The sequence below is a fragment of the Pseudoflavonifractor phocaeensis genome, from assembly GCF_021531375.1.
GTDB lineage: Bacteria > Bacillota > Clostridia > Oscillospirales > Oscillospiraceae > Lawsonibacter > Lawsonibacter phocaeensis_B.
In genome coordinates this window covers 37,318-58,703 of sequence record NZ_JADYTU010000012.1, presented here as the reverse complement: position 1 = coordinate 58,703, position 21,386 = coordinate 37,318, and the positions used below count along the sequence as shown (strand labels likewise).

Annotated in this window: 17 protein-coding genes and 1 tRNA gene; all 18 read left to right on the top strand. The window is 62.1% G+C overall.

Annotation, left to right across the window (positions count from 1 at the left end; genetic code table 11):
• A partial coding sequence (locus I6E39_RS05985) for a biotin/lipoyl-containing protein (protein ID WP_235380698.1) occupies positions 1-288 on the top strand: 288 nt, incomplete at its 5' end.
• Between the two features lie 15 nt (positions 289-303).
• Positions 304-1,455, top strand: a complete 1,152-nt coding sequence (locus I6E39_RS05980; RefSeq protein WP_235380697.1) for a sodium ion-translocating decarboxylase subunit beta — start codon at positions 304-306, stop codon at positions 1,453-1,455.
• A 193-nt stretch (positions 1,456-1,648) separates the two neighbouring features.
• Positions 1,649-1,725 (top strand) — tRNA-Arg (locus I6E39_RS05975).
• Positions 1,726-1,808: 83 nt separating this feature from the next.
• The gene (locus I6E39_RS05970; RefSeq protein ID WP_235380696.1) at positions 1,809-2,660 is read left to right on the top strand and encodes a radical SAM/SPASM domain-containing protein; all 852 of its coding nucleotides are present in this window, start codon (positions 1,809-1,811) and stop codon (positions 2,658-2,660) included.
• A gap of 169 nt (positions 2,661-2,829) precedes the next feature.
• Positions 2,830-3,969 carry a galactose ABC transporter substrate-binding protein gene (locus I6E39_RS05965; protein WP_235380695.1) on the top strand — a complete coding sequence of 380 codons (1,140 nt, stop codon included), beginning with the start codon at positions 2,830-2,832 and terminating at the stop codon, positions 3,967-3,969.
• A 163-nt stretch (positions 3,970-4,132) separates the two neighbouring features.
• Positions 4,133-5,632 (top strand): sugar ABC transporter ATP-binding protein, encoded by a 1,500-nt coding sequence (locus tag I6E39_RS05960; RefSeq protein WP_235380694.1) that lies wholly within the window; start codon positions 4,133-4,135, stop codon positions 5,630-5,632.
• Between the two features lie 15 nt (positions 5,633-5,647).
• Positions 5,648-6,703 (top strand): galactose/methyl galactoside ABC transporter permease MglC, encoded by a 1,056-nt coding sequence (locus tag I6E39_RS05955; RefSeq protein ID WP_235380693.1) that lies wholly within the window; start codon positions 5,648-5,650, stop codon positions 6,701-6,703.
• A gap of 125 nt (positions 6,704-6,828) precedes the next feature.
• Positions 6,829-8,436 carry a response regulator gene (locus I6E39_RS05950; RefSeq protein WP_235380692.1) on the top strand — a complete coding sequence of 536 codons (1,608 nt, stop codon included), beginning with the start codon at positions 6,829-6,831 and terminating at the stop codon, positions 8,434-8,436.
• An 81-nt stretch (positions 8,437-8,517) separates the two neighbouring features.
• A complete protein-coding gene (locus I6E39_RS05945; protein ID WP_235380691.1) occupies positions 8,518-10,335 on the top strand; it encodes a sensor histidine kinase in 1,818 nt (605 codons plus the stop codon).
• The gene (locus tag I6E39_RS05940; RefSeq protein ID WP_235380690.1) at positions 10,332-11,288 is read left to right on the top strand and encodes a sugar ABC transporter substrate-binding protein; all 957 of its coding nucleotides are present in this window, start codon (positions 10,332-10,334) and stop codon (positions 11,286-11,288) included. The genes I6E39_RS05945 and I6E39_RS05940 overlap by 4 nt, the downstream gene beginning before the upstream one ends.
• Positions 11,245-12,312, top strand: a complete 1,068-nt coding sequence (locus I6E39_RS05935) for a galactose ABC transporter substrate-binding protein (protein WP_235380689.1) — start codon at positions 11,245-11,247, stop codon at positions 12,310-12,312. The genes I6E39_RS05940 and I6E39_RS05935 overlap by 44 nt, the downstream gene beginning before the upstream one ends.
• A 145-nt stretch (positions 12,313-12,457) precedes the next feature.
• Complete coding sequence (locus I6E39_RS05930) at positions 12,458-13,495, top strand: LacI family DNA-binding transcriptional regulator (protein WP_235380688.1); 1,038 nt, start codon at positions 12,458-12,460, stop codon at positions 13,493-13,495.
• Positions 13,496-13,624: 129 nt separating this feature from the next.
• Complete coding sequence (locus I6E39_RS05925) at positions 13,625-14,926, top strand: galactokinase (RefSeq protein WP_235380687.1); 1,302 nt, start codon at positions 13,625-13,627, stop codon at positions 14,924-14,926.
• A 90-nt stretch (positions 14,927-15,016) separates the two neighbouring features.
• A complete protein-coding gene (gene galT, locus I6E39_RS05920) occupies positions 15,017-16,507 on the top strand; it encodes a UDP-glucose--hexose-1-phosphate uridylyltransferase (RefSeq protein ID WP_235380686.1) in 1,491 nt (496 codons plus the stop codon).
• Positions 16,508-16,936: 429 nt separating this feature from the next.
• On the top strand, positions 16,937-17,956 hold the full coding sequence (gene aroF / locus I6E39_RS05915) for a 3-deoxy-7-phosphoheptulonate synthase (RefSeq protein WP_235380685.1): 1,020 nt from the start codon (positions 16,937-16,939) through the stop codon (positions 17,954-17,956).
• Positions 17,957-17,989: 33 nt separating this feature from the next.
• Positions 17,990-19,048: a 3-dehydroquinate synthase gene (gene aroB / locus I6E39_RS05910; RefSeq protein ID WP_235380684.1), complete on the top strand. Its 1,059-nt coding sequence runs from the start codon at positions 17,990-17,992 to the stop codon at positions 19,046-19,048.
• A complete protein-coding gene (locus tag I6E39_RS05905) occupies positions 19,045-20,298 on the top strand; it encodes a 3-phosphoshikimate 1-carboxyvinyltransferase (RefSeq protein WP_235380683.1) in 1,254 nt (417 codons plus the stop codon). Before aroB ends, I6E39_RS05905 begins: the two co-directional genes overlap by 4 nt.
• Positions 20,279-21,382, top strand: a complete 1,104-nt coding sequence (gene aroC / locus I6E39_RS05900) for a chorismate synthase (RefSeq protein ID WP_235380682.1) — start codon at positions 20,279-20,281, stop codon at positions 21,380-21,382. The genes I6E39_RS05905 and aroC overlap by 20 nt, the downstream gene beginning before the upstream one ends.
• Positions 21,383-21,386 lie beyond the last annotated feature (4 nt).

The following is a 21,386-nucleotide window of genomic DNA, read 5'->3' as shown; positions in this document are numbered from 1 at the left end:
ATCGTGGGTGCTCTTGAGGGCAAGAAGAAGCCTGCCGCCGCTCCCGCTGCCAAGAAGGCCGCTCCTGCTGCCGGCGAGACTGCCGTGAACAGCCCCATGCCCGGCAATGTCTTTAAGGTGGAGTGCAAGCCCGGCCAGGCTGTGAAGGCCGGCGACGTGCTGGTGGTTCTGGAGGCCATGAAGATGGAGATCGAGGTCTCCGCTCCCGTGGACGGCACCGTGAAGTCTGTTGCCGCCACCGTGGGCAGCACTGTAAACACCGATGACCTGCTGGTCACCATCGGTTGAGAGGAGGGGTAAAGTATGAATTTCTTCATTGAAGTATTGTCTCAGATTTTCGGAGGTTCCGGCTTTGCCGCTCTTCCCAGTGACTGGCGTCAGGTCGTCATGATCGTTATCGCCTGCGTCCTGCTGTACATGGGCATCGGTAAGAAGTTCGAGCCGTTGCTGCTGGTCCCCATCGCTTTTGGTATGCTGCTGGCCAACCTGCCTCTGACCGGCCTGTTCAATGCTCCTGATGCCGCGTCTCACTCCGTCGGCTTCATGTGGGTGCTGTATCAGGGCGTCCAGTATGCCATTTATCCGTCCATCATTTTCATGGGCATCGGCGCTATGACCGACTTTGGTCCTCTGCTGGCCAACCCCATGTCCCTGCTGCTGGGCGCTGCCGCTCAGCTGGGTATTTTCACCGCTTTCCTGCTGGCCCTGGTGCTGGGCTTCAGCCCCGCTGAGGCTGCCGCTATCGGCGTTATCGGCGGCGCCGACGGCCCCACCGCCATCCTGACCGCCTCCAAGCTGGCCAGCGACCTGATGCCGGCTATTGCTATCGCGGCGTACTCGTATATGGCCCTGATTCCCATGATCCAGCCTCCTATCATGAAGGCCCTGACCACCAAGGAAGCCCGCAAGGTCAAGATGAGCCAGCTGCGTGTGGTCTCCAAGACCGAGAAGATCATCTTCCCCATCGCCGTGACCATCTTCGTCATCCTGCTGATCCCCGATACTGCTCCTCTGATCGGTATGCTCATGCTGGGCAACCTGTTCCGTGAGAGCGGCGTCACCGAGCGTCTGTCCGACACTGCCCAGAACGCTCTGATCAACATCGTGACCATCCCCCTGGGTCTGTCCGTTGGCTTTAAGGCCACCTACGACAAGTTCCTGACCTTTGAGACCATCTCCATCATCGGCCTGGGCCTGCTGGCTTTCTGCCTGTCCACTGCCGGCGGTCTGCTGCTGGGCGACCTGATGTATGTTCTGAGCAAGGGCAAGATCAATCCTCTGATTGGCTCCGCCGGCGTTTCCGCCGTGCCTATGGCTGCCCGTGTGGCCCAGACCGTTGGTCAGAAGGAGAACCCCTCCAACTTCCTGCTCATGCACGCCATGGGTCCCAACGTGGCCGGTGTTATCGGTTCCGCTGTGGCTGCCGGCTTCATGATCAAGGTCTTTGGCGGCTGATCCATACTTATGGTTCAAGAATACGGTGTGCCTGCTTGTGCCGGCACACCGTATTTTTCGTTCAAAAGCAGGAAAATGATAGAGTTCAGGCCCGCTCCAAAAAAATTCAAAAAATTTGAAAATTCCTCTTGCTTTTTTCTTGAGGCCATGCTATACTAACCAAGCTGTTAAGAGAAATACCTCTTTTCGGTATGCGGCTGTAGCTCAGTTGGATAGAGTGACTGGCTACGAACCAGTAGGTCGGGGGTTCGAATCCCTTCAGCCGTACCACGTCGCCGTGAACGTTGATCGTTCGCGGCGACGTTTTTTTATGTTCTGAGATCCGTGGTTTTGGAGCAGGGAGGGCGAACCCTTTGAAGCAGCTGAAAAAAGTCTATCTGGAGATCACCAACCGATGTAACCTGAGTTGCTCCTTCTGTGCGGGGACAAAGCGAACCCAGGGCTTCCTGACGCCGGAGCAGTTCTGGACCCTGGCAGAGAAAATTCGTCCCTATACGGAATACCTCTACCTCCACCTGATGGGAGAGCCTCTGCTCCACCCCCAGCTGGGAGAGATTCTGGACTGCGCGGGGCAGCTGGGCTTTCAAGTGATGATCACCACCAACGGAACCTTGTTGTCCCGGCGGCGGGAACTGCTCTGCGCCAGCCTCGCGGTCCGGAGAGTCAGCATCTCCGTCCACTCCTTCGAGGGCAACGAGGGGGGCTGTCTGGAGGACTATTTGGACCAGTGCGTCTCCTTTGCACGGGCGGCGGCCGGAGCTGGGAAGCGGTGCGTCCTGCGCCTATGGAACCTGGACGGGGAGGATACCCGGGGCGCCAACGGGCAGAATTCGGCCATCCTAGAACGTCTGGCTCGGGAGTTTCCTCAGCCCTGGCAGGTCAACCCCCGTGGGACTACTCTGGCTGACCGAATCTATCTGGAGTGGGGGGAGCGGTTCGATTGGCCGGACCTCAGCGCTCCGGATGGGGGGGAGGAAGGCTTCTGCATGGGCCTGCGGGACCAGGTGGGCGTTCTGTTGGACGGGACGGTGGTGCCCTGCTGTCTGGACCACGAGGGGGACATTCCACTGGGGAACCTGTACCGCCAGACCTTGGAGGAGATTTTGAACGGCCCCCGGGCCAGGGAAATTTACGATGGATTTTCCCGCCGAAGGGCGGTGGAGGAGCTTTGCCGCCGGTGCGGCTACGCACGCCGGTTCCGGTGAGCAGTGGGATCTGAAAAAATATCCGCCCCATGGAAAGAGCATAGTTTTTTCCGGGTAGTTCGAAGATTTTTCTATCGTTTTTTTGCATCCCAGCGGCTAAAATAATATTTACCAGGCCATGTCCTGGAGAAGCAAAGGAAACCATTCAATTTTACTAGGAGGAACGATAATGAAGAAGAAACTTGCTCTTGCTCTGGCGGCCGTTATGATGATCGGCCTGTTTGCCGGCTGCGGCGGCAACAAGCAGCCCGCCGCCTCCGGCAGCAACGCAGGCTCCCAGTCCAGCGGCTCCGCCGTCCAGGCCGAGGAGCTGAACGTCGGCGTGTTCTACTATGACTTCTCCGACGTGTACATCTCCAGCGTCCGTGCCAGCATGGACGAGCAGCTGAACGCCATGGGCGTGAAGTTCACCAACTATGACGCCGCCGGCAGCCAGCCCTCCCAGACCGAGCAGGTCAACACCGCCATCACCGGCGGCACTAACCTGCTGATCGTCAACATCGTTGAGACCGCCACCTCCGACCCCGCCAAGGATATCGTGGACGCCGCCAAGGCTGCCGGCATCCCCGTTATCTTCTTCAACCGTGAGGTCGCCGACAACGACGTTATCAACAGCTATGACAAGTGCGCTTTCGTGGGCACCAACGCCCCCGACGCCGGCCATATGCAGGGCGAGATGATCGGCAACTACCTGCTGGAGAACTATGACACCGTGGACCTGAACGGCGACGGCACCATCTCCTACGTCATGTTCAAGGGCCAGGAGGGCAACGCCGAGGCCGAGGCCCGCACCCAGTTTGGCGTTGAGGACGCCGATGCCATCCTGACTGCCGCCGGCAAGCCCGCTCTGTCTTACTACGACGCCTCCGCCTCCACCAAGTACCTGGTGGATACCGCCGGCAAGTGGTCCGCTCAGGCCGCCAACGACTACATGGTCTCCCTGCTGGGTTCCTACAACGAGGATAACGGCAACATGGTCGAGGTGATCATCTGCAACAACGACGGTATGGCCGAGGGCGCCATCTCCGCGCTCCAGAACGTGGGCTACAACAACGGGGAAGGCACCACCATCATCCCCGTCTTCGGCGTGGACGCCACTGACTCCGCCAAGGCTCTGATCAAGGCCGGCAACATGACCGGTTCCATCAAGCAGGACGCCGTGGGTATGGCTACCACCATCATGACTCTGGTCCAGAACGTGAAGGACGGCGCTGAGCTGATGGCCAACACCGACAGCTTCACCGTGGACGCCGACGTGGCCAAGATCCGTGTGCCTTACGCCATGTATGACGCCAACACTCAGGACTAAGCCTGACAGACAAAGCTGAAAAGGCCCCCTGACATACGAAACAACAGTCAAGCGGGGCTGCCCTTATGGCAGCCCCGCTTGTCCCTGTGTGAAACCTCCGCTTTTGTTTTGCCCGCCGGGCAGTATGAAAGCGGTGGTTTCACCAAGCGAGAGGAGGAAGTATATGGAACAGCCGGCTCTGCTGGAAATGCGCAGCATCAGCAAGGAATTCCCCGGCGTGAAGGCCCTGGACAACGTGAACCTCACCGTCCGGGCCGGCACCGTCCACGCCCTGATGGGAGAAAACGGCGCGGGCAAGTCCACTTTGATGAAGTGCCTCTTCGGCATCTATAACAAGGATGGCGGCACCATCACGCTGGACGGCAAAGAGATCAATTTCAAAAGCTCCAAGGAGGCCCTGGAAAACGGTGTGGCCATGGTGCACCAGGAGCTGAACCAGGCCCTGACCCGCACGGTCAAGGACAACCTGTGGCTGGGCCGCTATCCCAAGGTGGGCGGCTTTATGGTCAGCGAGCGGATCATGGATCAGAAGACCAGGGAGATCTTCGACACTCTGGAGGTCAATGTCAACCCCAAGGCCATCATGTCCACCTTGCCCGTCTCCCAGCGGCAGATGGTGGAGATCGCCAAGGCCGTCAGCTACGACGCCAAGATCGTGGTCTTTGACGAGCCCACCTCCTCCCTTACCGAGGCGGAGGTGGAGCACCTGTTCCGCATCATCAATATGCTGAAGGCCAAAGGCTGCGGTATCATCTACATATCCCATAAAATGGAGGAGATCCTCCGGATCAGTGACGACGTGACCATCATGCGGGACGGCCAGTGGGTGGCCACCAAGGCGGCCAAGGATCTGACCATGGAGGAGATCATCAAGCTGATGGTGGGCCGGGAACTGACCAACCGCTTCCCGGAGAAGACCAACGAGCCCGGAGACGTCATCCTGGACGTCCAGCACATGAACGGCAAGTACACCCGACTGAAGGAAGTCACCTTCCAGCTGCGCAAGGGCGAGGTACTGGGCATCGCGGGACTGGACGGCTCCGGCCGTACTGAGGTGCTGGAGAATCTGTTCGGCGTCATGACCCGGGGCGGCGGCACCATCACCCTCCACGGGAGAGAGATCCAGAACCGCACCCCCCAGGAGTCCATCAAGAACGGCTTCGCACTTCTGACGGAGGAGCGCCGGGCCACCGGCATCTTCGGCATCCGGGACATCCGGGAGAACACGGTGATCTCCAACCTGAAAAATTGCCTGATGGGCGGCATTTGCCTCAACGACAAGAAGATGAAAGAGGACACCGACTGGGCGATCCAGGCCATGCACATTAAGACCCCCAGCCAGAAGACCCAGATCCGCTCCCTGTCCGGCGGCAACCAGCAGAAGGTCATCATCGGCCGCTGGCTGCTCACCAAGCCGGAGGTCCTGCTGCTGGACGAGCCTACCCGCGGCATCGACGTGGGCGCCAAGTACGAGATCTATCAGCTCATCAACGACCTGGCCAAGGAGGGCAAGGGCGTGATCATGGTCTCCTCCGAAATGCCCGAGCTGCTGGGTGTGTGTGACCGGATTCTGGTCATGTCCGGCGGCCAGCTGGCCGGCGAGGTAGACGCCAAAAATACCAGCCAGGAGGAGATCCTCACCCTGGCGGCCAAGTATGTGTAAAGAGGAGGAACTTCCATGAGTAATGAATCCAAGGCCCTTGCCGCCAAGTCCAAAAGACTGGACGCCAAGCAGGTGGGCAACGTCCTGCTGAACAACGCGCTGATCATCATCATGCTGCTGGTGGCCGCCTATGTGGCCGTCACCCAGCCTTCCTTCCTGAGCCCCCGGTCCCTGGTGAACCTGCTGTCCCTGACGGCGGCCTACCTGCCCGTGGCTCTGGGTATCGGCGGCTGTATCGTCCTCACCGGTACCGACCTGAGCGCCGGCCGCGCCGTGGGCATCACCGCCTGCGTCTCTGCCTCTCTGCTCCAGGCCAGCGATGCCGCCAATAAGATGTGGCCCAATATCGGCACCCTGCCCATCCCCGTGGTCATCCTGATTTCCGTGGGTCTGGGCGCTCTCATCGGCTGCTTCAATGGCTTCTTCGTGGCCAAGTTCAAGCTCCACCCCTTCATCGTCACCCTGGCTACTCAGCTCATTCTGTATACCACTCTGCTGCTCTATGTCCAGCAGGGCAACAACAAGGGCATGGCCATCTCCTCCCTGGACCAGGGCTACCGTGATTTCGTAGCCGGCTCCATTATCCAGAAGCTGGGCGGTCCCAACATTCCCAACTACGTCATTTACGCCCTGCTTCTCACCGCTCTGATGTGGTTCATCTGGAATAAGACCACCTTCGGCAAGAACATGTTCGCCCTGGGCGCCAACGAGGAGGCCGCCCGGGTCTCCGGCGTCAATGTGCTCAAGACCACCATCATGGTCTTTGCCCTGGCCGGCGCCATGTATGGCTGGGCCGGCTTCGTGGAGTCCGCCCGTATCGCCTCCAACACCGCCAACACCGGCGTCAACTACGAGCTGGACGCCATCGCCGCCTGCGTCATCGGCGGCGTGTCCTTCGTAGGCGGCATTGGTAAGATCAGCGGTATCGTCATCGGCGTGCTGATGCTCCGCCTGATCTTTGTGGCTCTGCCTCTGGTGGGCATGGACCAGAACCTGCAGTACCTCATTAAGGGCGGCATCATTCTCTTTGCCTGCGCTCTTGATATGCGGAAGTATCTGGTCAAAAAGTAAACAGGGACCCACGAACGCAAATGGTATTTTGGGGCGTCCGTCCGCCGGGAGGCGGGCGGACGCCCTGTTTTCAATTTGTGAAGACTGTGTTATACTGATCCTGACTTGGGAAGGAGGAGATGGCATTGGAGCCCTACCGCGTGCTGCTGGCCGATGACGAGGAAGAGATCCGTGTGGGCATCAGCCGAAAGATCGACTGGGCCGGCCTGGGCTTTGTCCTGGTAGGGGAGGCGGAGAACGGGGCGGAGGCCCTGGAATTGGCGGAACAGCTCAGACCCGATGTGGTGCTGACCGACATCAAGATGCCCTTTATGGACGGTCTGGAGCTGTGTCGGCGGCTGAAGCAGGCCATCCCCGCGGCCAAGCTGGTGGTCTTTTCTGGCTTTGACGACTTTGAGTATGCCCGGCAGGCCATCGGCATGAATGTCTTTGAGTATATCCTGAAGCCCATTAACGCACCGGAGCTCAATGAGGTGCTGAACAGGCTGAAGGCCCAGTTGGACCAGCAGCGGCTGGAGCGCCGGGATATGGAGACCCTCCGGCGCCGGTATGAGGAGAGCCTTCCCATCCTGCGGGAGATGTTTTATACCCGGCTGTTGGACGGACGGATTCGGCCGGACCAGGTCCAGGACCGGGCGGCCCGGTATGAGATCGGACTGCCCCAGGGGATCTGGGTGGCGGCCCTGGTCCTGGTGGACGCCCCCAGAGGGGACGAGGAGGCGGAGCGGGACGAACTGCTGCTGCTGTCGGTCCGGGCTTTCTTCCAAGAAAACTTCGAATGGAAGGACTGCAGCCTGCGGGTGATCCTGTACAACGACTCTGTCGCACTGCTGGCCCACCTGCCGGGGCGGGACCGGATCTACCCCCTGCTGGAGGAGCTGGAGCGCCTGTGCGCCCTGTCACACAGCTATCTGGGGATGACGCTGACAGTGGGGATCGGTCTGCCCTGCGACGGGCCGGAGGGCCTGCACGCCTCGGTGGAGGGGGCGCGCTCTGCCCTGGATTACCGGGTGCTCATGGGAGGAGACCGGGTCATCTACATCGGCGACCTGGAGCCAGACTGCACCGCCCGCCTCTCCTTTGAGGAGGAGGACCAGCGGGCTCTGGCCACGGCGGTGAAGCTGGGCAGTGAAGAGCAGGTGAAGCAGGTGGTCCGGAGTCTGATGGCCCGGGTCCGGGAGGCGCGCCTGTCACTGTCCCAGTGCCACCTGTTTTTTCTGGAGATGGTGACCTGCCTCATCAAGCTGGCCCGTTCCAGCGGGGCGGAGCTGACGGAGGTGTTCGGCGCAGGCTTTACCGGCGCGGTGTCCATCACTGACTTCGGATCTCTGGAGGAACTGGAGCAGTGGCTGGTCAGCGGCTGTCTGAAGCTGCGGGACGTGCTGGGCCGCCAGCGGACGGATTCCGCCTGGAAAACGGTGGAGGAGGCCAAGAGCTATATCAACGAGAATTACCGGAACAGCGAGCTGAGTGTGGAAGCCCTCTGTTCCCATCTCCACCTTTCACCTACCTATTTCTCCACCCTGTTCAAGCGGGAGACGGGGATGAGTTTTACCGCCTATGTGACCGAGGTGCGAATGAGTCAGGCGGCCCACTTGCTCCAGAGCACCGGGGAAAAGACCTACCTGATCGCGGAAAAGACGGGATATACCGATCCCAATTACTTCAGTTATGTGTTCAAACGCCACTTTGGCATGACCCCGTCCAAGTTCCGGGCGGGGAAGGGGCAGTAAGGGCCCTGGAGACGGCTATAGCCGTTTTCTGCCTTTCCGAAAGGAGGGCGGAGAAACGATCTTCGGAAGGGAGGGACGGGAATGCGGGCTTTTTTTAAAGGGTTCGTGGGCAAAGTAGCGGACCGCTACCGGAAGATGAGCATTCAAATGGTGATCTCCCTCTCCTTTACTGCCGTGGCGGTGGTGGGGATGGTGTTCATGGGACTGAGTCTCTATCTGCGCTTTTACACCACGGCGGAAACTTTGGCGGAGGACAACAGCCTGCGTGTTCTGGCCCAGGTGAACCTGAACCTGGAGCGCTATCTTCACCGCATGATGCGGATCTCCGATACCATGTACTACCGGGTCATCAAGAATACCGATCTGGCGGAGGGAACCTTTATCGACGGAATGGAACTGCTCTATGAGGAGAACCGGGATTCCCTGGTGTCCATCGCCGTGTTTGACAAACAGGGCGGCTCGGTATCCGCGGTGCCTCTGGCCGGGCTGAAGACCTCCGCCGCACCCCAGACCAGCGGCTGGTTCCAGTCGGCCATGGCGAAGATGGAAAATCTCCACTTTTCCACGCCCCATATTCAAAACATCTTTGACGACCCGGATTACCGCTACCGCTGGGTGGTTTCCCTCAGCCGCTATGTCCAGCTCACCCGGGACGGCGTCACGGAGAGTGGAGTGCTCCTGGTGGATATGAGCTTTTCCGGGATCGAGCAGGTATGCCAAGGAGTGGAACTGGCCAATGGGGGTTATCTCTATTTGATCGACAGCGACGGGGAGCTGATCTACCACCCCCGTCAGCAGCTGATCTATGCCGGACTGCTGGAGGAGAACAACCTGCAGGCCGCGGGCTACCGGGACGGGACGTGCCGGGAGAAGTTTCAGGGGCAGATGCGCCAGGTCACGGTGAAGACGGTGGGCTATACCGGATGGAAGCTGGTGGGCGTGGTGCCTGCCGAGGAGCTGGGGGCCACCTCCCGGCAGACCTTCCTGTTTGGCTTGGCACTGCTGCTGTTTTCCGTATTTCTGATGGCCTTTCTCAACTTCCGGATCTCAGCCCACATCTCCGATCCCATCCGCCGGCTGGAGCAGGCGGTCAAGGAGCTGGAGGCGGGGACGGAGAACGTGGAGATCGAGGAGGGGGGCTGCTATGAGATCCAGCGCCTGGGCCACTCCATCCGCTCCATGGTCTCCACCCTGCACCATCTGATGGACGACATCATCCAGCAGGAGGGGCAGAAGCGCCGCTCGGAGCTGGAGGTCCTCCAGTCCCAGATCAATCCCCATTTCCTCTATAACACCCTGGATTCGGTGATCTGGATGACCGAGGCGGGGCGGTATGACGAGGCCATCCAAATGGTCACCTCTCTGGCCCGGCTGTTCCGGATCTCTCTGAGCCGGGGCAAGCGCATCATCCCCCTGGCCGACGAGCTGGAGCACGCCCGCCACTATATGACCATCCAGCAGATCCGCTTCAAGAACAAGTTTACCACCCAGATCTCCGCTGAGCCGGGGACAGAGGGGCTGTACACCTTGAAACTGATCGTGCAGCCCATCCTGGAAAACGCCATCTACCACGGCATGGCCGCGGCGGAGGACGATGGCCTCATCACCGTCACCGCCAGGCGGGAGGGGGAGACGCTGCTCATTGAAGTGGCGGACAACGGCATGGGGATGCGGCCCGAGGTGGCGGCCTCCCTGCTGGATGAGGACCGGCCTGACGTCCGGACCACCGGCTCCGGTATCGGAGTCCGTAACGTCCACCGACGGATCCAGCTGACCTTCGGCGCCCAGTACGGCTTGACCATCCTCAGCGAGCCGGACGAGGGGACCACAGTCCAGATCCGCCTGCCCGCCCTGGACGAGACGGGGCTGGCCCTCTACGAGAGGGAGGTCATGGGATGAAACACACGAGTAGGAACGCATGGATCCAACTGGCCATCCTGGTCGCTCTGGGTGGTGCGGTGATCCTGACCCTGATCCTGCCGCAGCTGTCCGACCGTCAGGCCGCGGACCCACCTCTGGAGCTGTCTGTGGTGGTACGGGAGTCGGACAGCTCCCTGTGGAGCAACGCCCGTCTGGGCATGGAGCAGGCGGCGGGGGAGCTGCTGGCCGAATTGCGCTTTTTGGTGCTGACTACCTCCAATGACAGCCAGGAGCAGATGGACCTGCTGCGCCGGGAGTGTGAGAGAGGCGCGGACGCACTGGTGGTGGTCCCCGCCGCCCCGGAGGAGCTGTCCCAAAATCTGCGGGACCTGACCGGACAGTGTCCGGTGATCTGCCTGGAGTCCCAAGTTGAGGGGACGGCGCTGACCGTGGCCCCGGACAACCGGGCCCTGGGGCAGGCGCTGGCCCGGGCGCTGCTGGAGGACTGGACAGGCGGCGCGGTGCTGCTGCTGAACACAGCCCCGGAGAGCGAGGGCGTGCTGGCCCGGCTGGATGCGGCCAAGGAGGTCTTGGAGCAGGCCGGTGTACCTGTCCAGTGCCGGCAAGCGCGGGCGGAGGGCATGATGGCGGTGTTGGACGGCTTGGTCCGGGAGTCCGAAACGGGCTGGATCATGGCCTTTGAGCCTGCGGCCACCCAGGGAGCCGCCCGGGCCAAGGAGGAACAGGACTTGAAGCAGCCCCTGTACGGGGTGAGCGTGACCACCGACGTGGCGGCCTGGCTGGAGCGTGGAACCGTGACCGCCGCAGCGGCCTGGAGCGATTATGCCGCCGGCTATCTCGCGGTGGAGAGCGCCGTCCGCACGGCACGGAAGGAGCGCGTTGAAATGGAACCGCTGCCATTTTCTGTGGTGCGGGGGGAGGATATCTATGATCCGGACAATCAAAAACTGCTGTTCCCGGTGGCGCCTTAAGGGCAGAGCCGCCTCATTGCTGCTGGCAGTCCTGCTGCTGGCGGCTTTGACGGGCTGCCGCGCCGGAGAGGACAGAAAAAACAGCGCCCTCCGGGTGGGTGTGGCCCTCTACACGCAGGACGACACCTTTATTTCCACCATTGTCCAGGACCTGGAACGGATGGTCCAGGAGGCGGAGAGTGAAAAAGACCTGAAGATCAACCTGTTCACCGCGGATGGCCGGAGCAACCAGACCACCCAGCTGGAGCAGGTAGACCGTTTTCTGGCCAAGGGCTGCGACGTACTTTGCGTCAACGTCGTGGACCGGACGGCGGCAGCCGTCATCGTGGACAAGGCGGAAGAGGCGGGGGTGCCCTTGATCTTCTTCAACCGGCAGCCGGTGGCAGAGGACATTCAGCGCTGGGAGCGGATCTACTATGTGGGAGCCAGCGCCCAGGAGGGAGGGACCATCCAGGGACAGATCGTTCTGGACGCCTGGACAGAGGACCAGGAGAAGCTGGACCGAAACGGAGACGGTGTGCTCCAGTATGTGATGTTGGAAGGTGAGCCGGGGCACCAGGACACCCTGCTGCGCACGGAGTATTCTGTCAAGGCACTGACAGACGCCGGAGTGGAAGTGGAGAAGCTGGCCAGCGACACCGCCAACTGGAACCGGGGCCAGGCGGCCGCCAAAACGGCCCAGTGGCTGACGGAATTTGCCGGTCAAATCGAAGTGGTTTTTGCCAATAACGACGACATGGCTCTGGGGGCCATCGACGCGTTCCACGAGGCGGGGCTGGAGCTTCCCATGGTGGTGGGTGTGGACGCGACGGCCCCGGCGCTGGAGGCGGTGAAGACCGGGGAGCTGTCAGGCACCGTTCTCAACGACGCCCAGGGCATCGCCCGGGCCATGCTGGATCTGGTGCTGGAGCTGACCGCGGGCCGGGACCCGGCGGATACCATGGACATCGTGGAGGACCACTATATCTGGCTGCCCTACCAGCGGGTAACGCTGGAAAACTGGGAGGATGTTCGGAAGCGCTGAGGCAGGACATGCCGGACCATTTTCGCGGCGCGGTTTGCGGCGCGGACATGAAAAAGCGATGGAGAAGCTTCCGCGTCCCTTGACAAAAGGGTAGCTGGCATATATTGTACCGTTCATATTTAGTAATAATTACGGAGGCAACACCATGGCGACTTTGAAGGAGCTGGCTGACCGCACCGGCTATTCCCCGGCCACCATTTCCCGGATCCTCAACGGGGACCCCTCCCTCTCGGTGACGCCGGAGGCCCGGCGGAAGGTGCTGGAGGAGGCGGGGCGGCTGAACTATTCGGCGACCCGCAGCCGCAGGGGGCGGACGCCCAAGGGGCTGCTCCGGGTAGGGGTGGCGGAGATGCTCACCCCGGCCCAGCAGTTGGAGGACCCCTATTATCTGTATCTCAGCGGTTTTGTCCGCCAGGGTTGTCTGGACCGGAAGTATACCTGTCTGCCCCTGGAGAGCCGCGGCGAAGGCTTTTTTGCGCCTGAGGGAGAGCGTCTGGACGGCATCGTGGCCATCGGTCTGTTCACGCCCGGTCAGGTGGAGTCTCTGGCAGGACTGAGCGGAAACGTGGTCTTTCTGGATTCCTCTCCCTTCGAGAGCCGCTTTGACTCCGTGGTCCTGGGCTATGAGCTGGGTATCTCTCTGGCGCTGGAGCATCTGACAGCACTGGGTCACCGGCGGATCGGCTTTGTGGGGCCGGCTTATAAGCTGGATGACCGGCGGCAGCGGGCGCCCGAGGTGCGCCGCCAGTTTTTCCTGCGGCTCATGGCGGAACGGGGACTGCTGGACCGGGCTCTGATGCTGGACTGCCCCATGGAGACTGAGGCCGCCGCCCGGGCGGTGGAAGGGTTCCTGGCCTCGGGTGCGCCCCGGCCCACCGCCTTTCTCTGTGCCAATGAGGAGAGCGCTATCGGAGTCCTCCGGGCTCTCAGCGAAGGGGGGCTGTCGGTGCCCGGGGACCTGTCGGTGGTCTCCTTCAATGATACGCCCCGGTCCGCACTGGTGGACCCTCCGCTGACCTCCGTGTCCACTCATGTGGAGGAGATGGCACGGACCGCGCTGCGGCTGCTGGCGGAGCGGGCCGCCCTTCCGGGCAGAGAGCCGGTGCGGACGCTGCCCTTGAAGGTGGTGGTGCCGCCCTCCCTGGCGGTCCGGAAGAGCAGCGGGCCGGTGCATGAGGGGTAAAAATGGACAGAACGGATGGGCGGATTCTATGCACTGCGACAAAGTTTTCCGTTCCTGAAAATTGGGATTGAATTTTTACTAAAAATTAAATATACTTGACCACAAGAAACATACATGAGGTGACACGATATGAGCTCCTGTGAAATGCTGTTACAGGCCCTGCGGGCCGGAGAACATGACCGGACCCTGGCCGGACTGTATGCCCTGGACGGCGCTCAGAGCAGCCTGGACAGTGCCCGGGAACGGGCGATCCATGTTGTGGAGCGCTTTCAGACCTGTTTTGCTCCCGATGACAACGTTCAAGTTGCCCTGTTCAGCGGCCCCGGCCGCACTGAGATCGGCGGCAACCATACCGACCACCAGCACGGCCATGTGCTGTGCGGCAGCGTAGATCTGGACATGCTGGCCTGCGCGGCGGCCAATGGCCTGCGGGTGATCCGTATCTTCTCCGAGGGCTATCCCGCGCTCAAGGTTGACCTGGACCGCCTCTTCCCTCAGGAGGGAGAGGTCAACACCTCCGCCGCCCTGGTGCGCGGAGTGGCTGCCAAAGTCCAGGAGCTGGGTTACCCTGTGACCGGCTTTGACGCCTATATGACCTCCACCGTCCTGTCCGGCTCCGGCCTGTCCTCCTCCGCCGCCTACGAGGTGTTGGTGGGCAACATTCTGAACCGGTTCTGCTGCGGGGGAGCGCTGGACCCTGTTCAAATCGCCAAGATCGGCCAGTACGCCGAGAACGTCTTTTTCGGCAAGCCCTGCGGCCTGATGGATCAGATGGGCTCCTCCGTGGGCGGGGCCGTGGCCATCGACTTTGCCGACCCCGCTGCTCCGGTGGTGAAGAAGGTTAACTTTGATTTCTCCGCAGCCGGCCATGCCCTGTGCATCGTGGACACCGGCTCCTGCCACGCCGACCTTACCGACGACTACGCCGACATTCCCCGGGAAATGGGGGCGGTGGCTGCCCACCTTGGAAAGACGCACCTGCGTGACGTGCCGGAGGAGGAATTCCGGGCCAACCTTCCCTCGCTGCGGGTGCGGTGCGGCGACCGGGCGGTCCTCCGGGCCATCCACTACTACGACGACGACCGCCGGGCGGTCCAGGAGGCCCAGGCGCTGGAGGCGGGAGACTTTGACAGGTTCCTGGCCCTGGTCAACGCCTCCGGGCTCTCCTCCGCCCTCCATCTGCAGAACGTCTGGTCCGTTGCAGATCCCCGGCAGCAGGCCATTCCCATGGCCTTGGCGGTGGGACGGGAGCTGCTGGACGGCACCGGAGCCATCCGGGTCCACGGCGGCGGCTTCGCCGGCACCATCCAGGCCTTTGTTCCCAACGAGAAGCTGACCGCCTTCAAGGCGGGCATGGAGGCTCTGCTGGGCCCCGGCAAGTGCCACATCCTCCACATCCGTCCCCAGGGCGGCTGTGTGGTCATCCCCTGACATCGGCGCCCATCCCTGCGCCCGGGACCGGTCATCAGACAAGTCCCGGAATGATCCGGGCCAACGGCCCATCTCATGAGGTGAATTACTATGATCGACGCTGCCATTTCCAAGCTGGCCGCCTATGCTCTGCGGACCGGCCTGATCCAGGAAAGCGAGTATGCCTGGGCCGTCAATACCATTCTGGACGTACTGAAGCTGGACGGCTATACCGACCCCGGCCAGGACTGGGGGGACATTGAACTGGCTCCCGTTCTGGAGGAGCTGCTGGACGACGCCCACGCCCGGGGCGTGCTGGCCGAGGATTCCGTGGTCTACCGGGACCTGTTCGACACCGAGCTCATGGGCCGCCTGACCCCCCGTCCTGCCCAGGTCATTGAAAAGTTCCAGACCCTGTACCGGGAGGACCCCCAAAAGGCCACCGACTGGTACTACCAGTTCAGCCAGGACACCAACTATATCCGCCGGGACCGGATCGCCAAGGATATGCAGTGGAAGACGGAGACGGAGTACGGGGAGCTGGATATCACCATCAACCTGTCCAAGCCGGAGAAGGACCCCAAGGCCATTGCCGCCGCCCGGAACCTGCCCGCCTCCAATTATCCCCGGTGCCAGCTATGCGCCGAGAATGAGGGCTACGCCGGCCGGGTGAACCACCCTGCCCGGCAGAACCACCGGGTCGTCCCCATCACCATCAACGGCTCCCCCTGGTTTTTGCAGTACTCCCCTTATGTGTATTACAACGAGCACTGCATCTGCCTGAACAGCGTCCATACCCCCATGAAGATCGACCGGGCCTGCTTCGGCAAGCTGCTGGACTTTGTGCGCCAGTTCCCCCACTACTTTGTGGGCTCCAATGCCGACCTGCCCATCGTGGGCGGCTCTATCTTGGCCCACGACCACTTCCAGGGCGGACGCTACACCTTTGCCATGGAGCGGACCCCCATCGAGACCCCCTTCACCTTCCGGGGCTTCGAGGACGTGGAGGCCGGCATCGTCAAATGGCCCATGTCGGTGGTGCGTATCGCCGGGGCGGACCCGGACCAGCTGGTGGAGCTGGCCGACCGTATTCTCACCGCCTGGCGGGGCTATACCGACGAGGAGGCCGTCGTCTATGCCGAGACCGACGGTACCCCCCACAACACCATCACCCCCATTGCCCGGATGCGGGACGGAAAGTTTGAACTGGATCTGGTCCTGCGGAACAACCTGACCACCGAGGAGCACCCCCTTGGCCTGTACCACCCCCATGCTGAGCTCCACCACATCAAGAAGGAGAACATCGGACTCATCGAGGTCATGGGGCTGGCCGTCCTCCCGGCCCGGCTGAAGGAGGAACTGGCCGCTGTGGCCGACGCTTTGGTCACCGGGGCCGATCTGCGGGCCAGTGAGCTGACGGAAAAGCATGCCGATTGGGCGGAGGCCTTCCGGAGCAAGTATGACATTACCCGGGACAACGCTCTGGACGTCGTCCAGAAGGAGACCGGCCTGGTCTTTGCCAAGGTGCTGGAGCACGCCGGCGTCTACAAGCGGAACGCAGAGGGCAAAAAGGCTTTCCTGCGGTTCCTGAATACCATCTGATCCTCGTGTCCGTCCCCCCGTTCCTTTGGAACGGGGGGCGGTTTTTGGTCCGAAGCCCGTCGGTATCCCGGACTGGCCCCGGTGGAACGGGAACGGAAAGCGGCAAGAAATTACCGTCCCATCCGAAATAAATTCATGAAAAAAGTAGTTGACATGAAAAAAATGTGGTGCTATGATTTCCCTAGAATTTTTGAAGCGCGAAGGAGTCCCATACCGATGAAGAACCTGTTTGCGGCTTTCTTTTATTGCTACTTTTACTTTTTTAGCTTTAGTGCTGACAAGGTAAAAGTGCTTTTTGCTGCAAATCATGGCGTGACCACCTTTGCATAAGGAAAAAGGGATCATTTCAAAGCCTGCGGTGAAAACACTTCACCGCAGGCTTTTTTGTTGGGTTTGGGAAGACAGCGGAGTGAGAAAGGAACGATGAAAATGATTATCATTGTCAAGCAAGATGCCAAAGAAGAGCGTGTCCAGGATCTGATCCACTGGATCGAGTCGCAGAACCTGCGTACCCATGTCTCCAACGGAGATTACACCACCATCATCGGCGTCATCGGCGACACCACCAAGCTGGACGACGATCTGATCACCGGACTGGATATCGTCCAGGGCGTCAAGCATGTGTCCGAGCCTTACAAGAGCGCCAACCGGAAGTTCCATCCCCTGGATTCCGTGATCGAGGTGGGCGAGCAGAAGCTGAAGGTGGGGCACGGAAACTTCGCCCTCATTGCGGGTCCCTGTTCGGTGGAGAGCGAGGAGCAGATCATCTCCGTGGCCAAGAGCGTCAAGGCCGCCGGAGCCACCATGCTCCGGGGCGGCGCCTTCAAGCCCCGCACCTCCCCCTATGACTTCCAGGGTCTGAAGGCCGACGGCATTGAGCTGCTGCTGGAGGCCAAGCGGGAGACCGGCCTGCCCATTGTCACCGAGATCATGAACGCCAACCATCTGCCCCTGTTCGAGGATGTGGATGTGATCCAGGTGGGTGCGCGAAACATGCAGAATTTCGAACTGTTGAAGGAGCTGGGCCGCACCAACAAGCCCATTCTCATCAAGCGGGGCCTGGCCAACACCATCAAGGAGCTGCTGATGAGCGCCGAGTATGTCATGTCCGGCGGCAACGAGAACATTATCCTCTGCGAGCGGGGCGTCCGCACCTTTGAGACGGCCACCCGGAATACTCTGGACCTGTCCGCCGTCCCCGTCCTCCACGAGCTGACCCACCTGCCCGTCATCGTGGACCCCAGCCACGCTACCGGCGTGGCCCGGTATGTCAAGCCCATGGCCATGGCCGCCGCCGCCTGCGGGGCCGACGGCCTCATCATCGAGGTCCACAACGATCCGCCCCACGCCAAATGCGACGGCGCCCAGTCCCTCCGTCCCGAGCAGTTCGAGGACGTGGCCAAGGCCGTCCGGGCTGTCCGGGCCGCCGCCCTGGAGTGCAACGGCTGACCAGCCTGGTGGAAAAAGGAAGGTGCTTCGACCATGAAATCTATCACAGTAAAGGCCTCACGGACCTATGAGGTGAAGATCGGCGCCGGGCTTTTGGCTCAGGCGGGCGAGTTGTCCGCCCCGCTGATCCGGGGCCGGGATGCGGTCATCGTGTCCGACAGCAATGTGTGGCCCCTCTACGGCCAGACGGTCCAGGCCAGTCTGGAGCGGGCCGGCTTCCGGGTGGACCATTTCGTCTTCCCGGCGGGAGAGGCCTCCAAGAATCCCCAGACGCTGGTGGAGCTGCTCACCTTCCTGGCCCGGAAGGGGCTGACCCGTTCCGACGCGGTCTTCGCCTTGGGCGGCGGCGTTACCGGGGATATGGCGGGACTGGCCGCCGCCTTGTACCTGCGGGGGGTGTCCTGTGTCCAACTGCCCACCTCGCTGCTGTCCATGGTGGATTCCTCGGTGGGAGGCAAGACCGCCGTGGACCTGCCCGAGGGGAAGAACTTGGTGGGCACCTTCACCCAGCCCCATTTGGTGCTGTGTGACACCGACGCGCTGAAGACCCTATCTCCCGCCGTGGAGGCGGAGGGCTGGGCGGAGATCATCAAGTACGGCATGATCCGAAGCCAGGAGCTGCTGGACTTTTTGTCCAGCCATCCCGCCGGCGCCGACATTGAGTGGGTCATCGCCTACTGCCTGACCATCAAGCGGGACGTGGTGGCCGCAGACGAGCGGGACAACGCCCTGCGCCAGGTGCTGAACTTCGGCCACACCATCGGTCACGCCATTGAACGCTGCGGCGGCTATTCCATCTATCACGGAGAGGGTGTGGCCATGGGCATGGCCATCATGACCCGGGCCTGTGTGCGGATGGGCCGCTGTCCGGCGGAGTGCCGGACGGTGCTGGAGAACCTGCTGGACAAGTACCATCTGCCCAAGACCTGTTCCATGAAGAAGGAGGACCTGCTGGAGGCGGCCCGGGCGGACAAGAAGCGCCGGGGCGACGCCATCACCCTGATCCAGCCTGACCGCCTGGGCAGCTGTATCCTCCATAAGACCGACTACAGCGAGCTGGCCCAGGTGCTGGACCTGGGGATGGAACTGTGAGCGCCGTGGTCATCCGTCCCCGGCTCCTCCGCGGGACCGTGACGCCGCCCCCCAGCAAGAGCCAGGCCCACCGGCTCATCATCTGCGCCGCCCTGGCCCGGGGGACCAGTACCATCCGAAATGTGGCGTTCTCTCAGGACGTGGAGGCCACCCTTCGCTGTATGGAGGTCCTGGGGGCCTCCTGGGAGCGGTTGGGGGAGGGGGACATCCGGGTCACCGGGATCGGGGGCATGACTCCCCACGGTCCCACGGGAGAAGAGCTGCCCCGCTTCGACTGCGGGGAGTCCGGCTCCACCCTCCGGTTCCTGATCCCCATCGCCTTGGCCGTGGCCGGAGGCGGCGTGTTCACCGGCCGGGGACGGCTGATGGAGCGGCCCCAGAAGCCCTACTTTGATATGTTTGAGGAGAAGGGCATTTTCTATGAGCAGAAGGATGGCGTTCTCACCCTTCGGGGCCGGCTCGAGCCGGGGGAGTTCCGTCTCCCGGGCAACGTGTCCAGCCAGTTTTTTACCGGGCTGCTGTTTGCCCTTCCGCTACTGGGCGGTCCCTCCACCGTCATCCCAACCACGGAGATTGAAAGCTGGGACTATATCCTGATGACCGCCGACGCGCTGATGGGAGCGGGGATGGCTGCGGCAGAGCCGTGGGAAAAACGAAACGCCTTTTCTATTACGCCATTTGCGTATACGCCCTTTGACCGGACGGTGGAGGCCGACTGGTCCCAGGCGGGCTTCTGGTATGCGGCCCGTGTTCTGGGGAACCCGGTGAAGGCAGAAGGGCTGAATGAAAACTCCACCCAGGGGGACCGGGTGGCAGCGGCGTACAGCGCCCGGCTGGCCGAGCCCGGAGACGTGGACATCGACGTGTCCCAGTGCCCCGATCTGGTTCCCCCTCTGGCCGCCATGGCGGCCGTGCGGAGCGGTACCACCCGGATCGTCAACGCCGCCCGGCTCCGGGTCAAGGAGAGCGACCGCCTGGCCACCGTCACCGCCGCTCTCAATGCCCTGGGCGCCAGGGTGGAGGAGCAGCGGGACGGCCTGACCATCCACGGCCTGGAGCGTCTGGAGGGCGGCACCGCCATCGACTGCTGCAACGACCACCGGATCGCCATGATGGCGGCGGTCGCCGCCACCCGGTGCGAAAAGCCGGTCACCCTGCTGGGGGCCGACTGTGTGAAAAAATCCTATCCCAACTTTTGGGAGCATTACCGTATGCTGGGAGGCGACATTGATGTCCTCGTATCTGGGTAAAAATCTTCATGTCTCCATTTTTGGCCAGTCCCACTCGGAGGCTATCGGCGTTTCCGTGGACGGCCTGCCCGCCGGCGAGCAGGTGGACCTGGAGGAGCTGGACCGCTTTCTGCAGCGCCGTGCTCCCGGACGCAGTGATACCTCCACTCCCCGGAAGGAGGCGGATAAGCCCCGGATCCTCTGCGGTCTGGTGGATGGCGTCACCTGCGGCGCGCCGCTGGCCGCGGTCATTGAGAATACCAACACCCGGTCCCGGGACTATGACCGGCTGAAGGACGTGCCCCGGCCCGGCCACGCCGACTACACCGCCCAGGTGCGGTACGGCGGGTTTCAGGATGTGAGGGGGGGAGGCCATTTCTCCGGCCGTCTCACAGCCCCTCTGTGTGTGGCCGGTGGGATCGCCCTGCAGATCCTGGCCCGCCGGGGCATCCAGGTGGCCGCCCACATCCTGAGCGTGGCAGAGATAGCCGACCGGCCCTTTGATCCCATGGGAGAGCAAGGAGAAGTCCTTGACAGAGTGAGAAGAGCGCCTTTCCCGGTTTTGGAGGAAAAAGCGGGGGAGCGGATGCGCAAGGCCATCCTGGAGGCCCGGGAACAACGGGACTCCGTGGGGGGCGTGGTGGAGTGCATCGCCGCCGGTCTGCCCGCCGGACTGGGCGACCCCATGTTCGGCGGGATGGAAAGCCGTCTGGCCGCCGCCCTCTTTGGGATCCCGGCGGTGAAGGGCGTGGAATTCGGCGCCGGCTTTGGAGCGGCGCGGATGAAGGGTTCGGAGCATAACGACCCCTACCAGCTGCGGGATGGCCGGATCACGACCCTGACCAACCACGCCGGCGGTATCCTGGGCGGGATTACCAATGGGATGCCCCTGGTGTTCCGCTGTGCCTTTAAGCCCACTCCCTCCATTGCCCGGGAACAGGACAGCGTGTCGCTGTCCCGGCTGGAGCCGGAGAAGCTGTCGGTGGAGGGCCGCCACGACCCCTGCATCGTCCCCCGGGCGGTGCCGGTGGTAGAGGCCGCCGCCGCATTGGTCCTGCTGGACGTCCTGCTGGACAGTCCCGCCCGACTGAACGATCAAATTTAAAAAG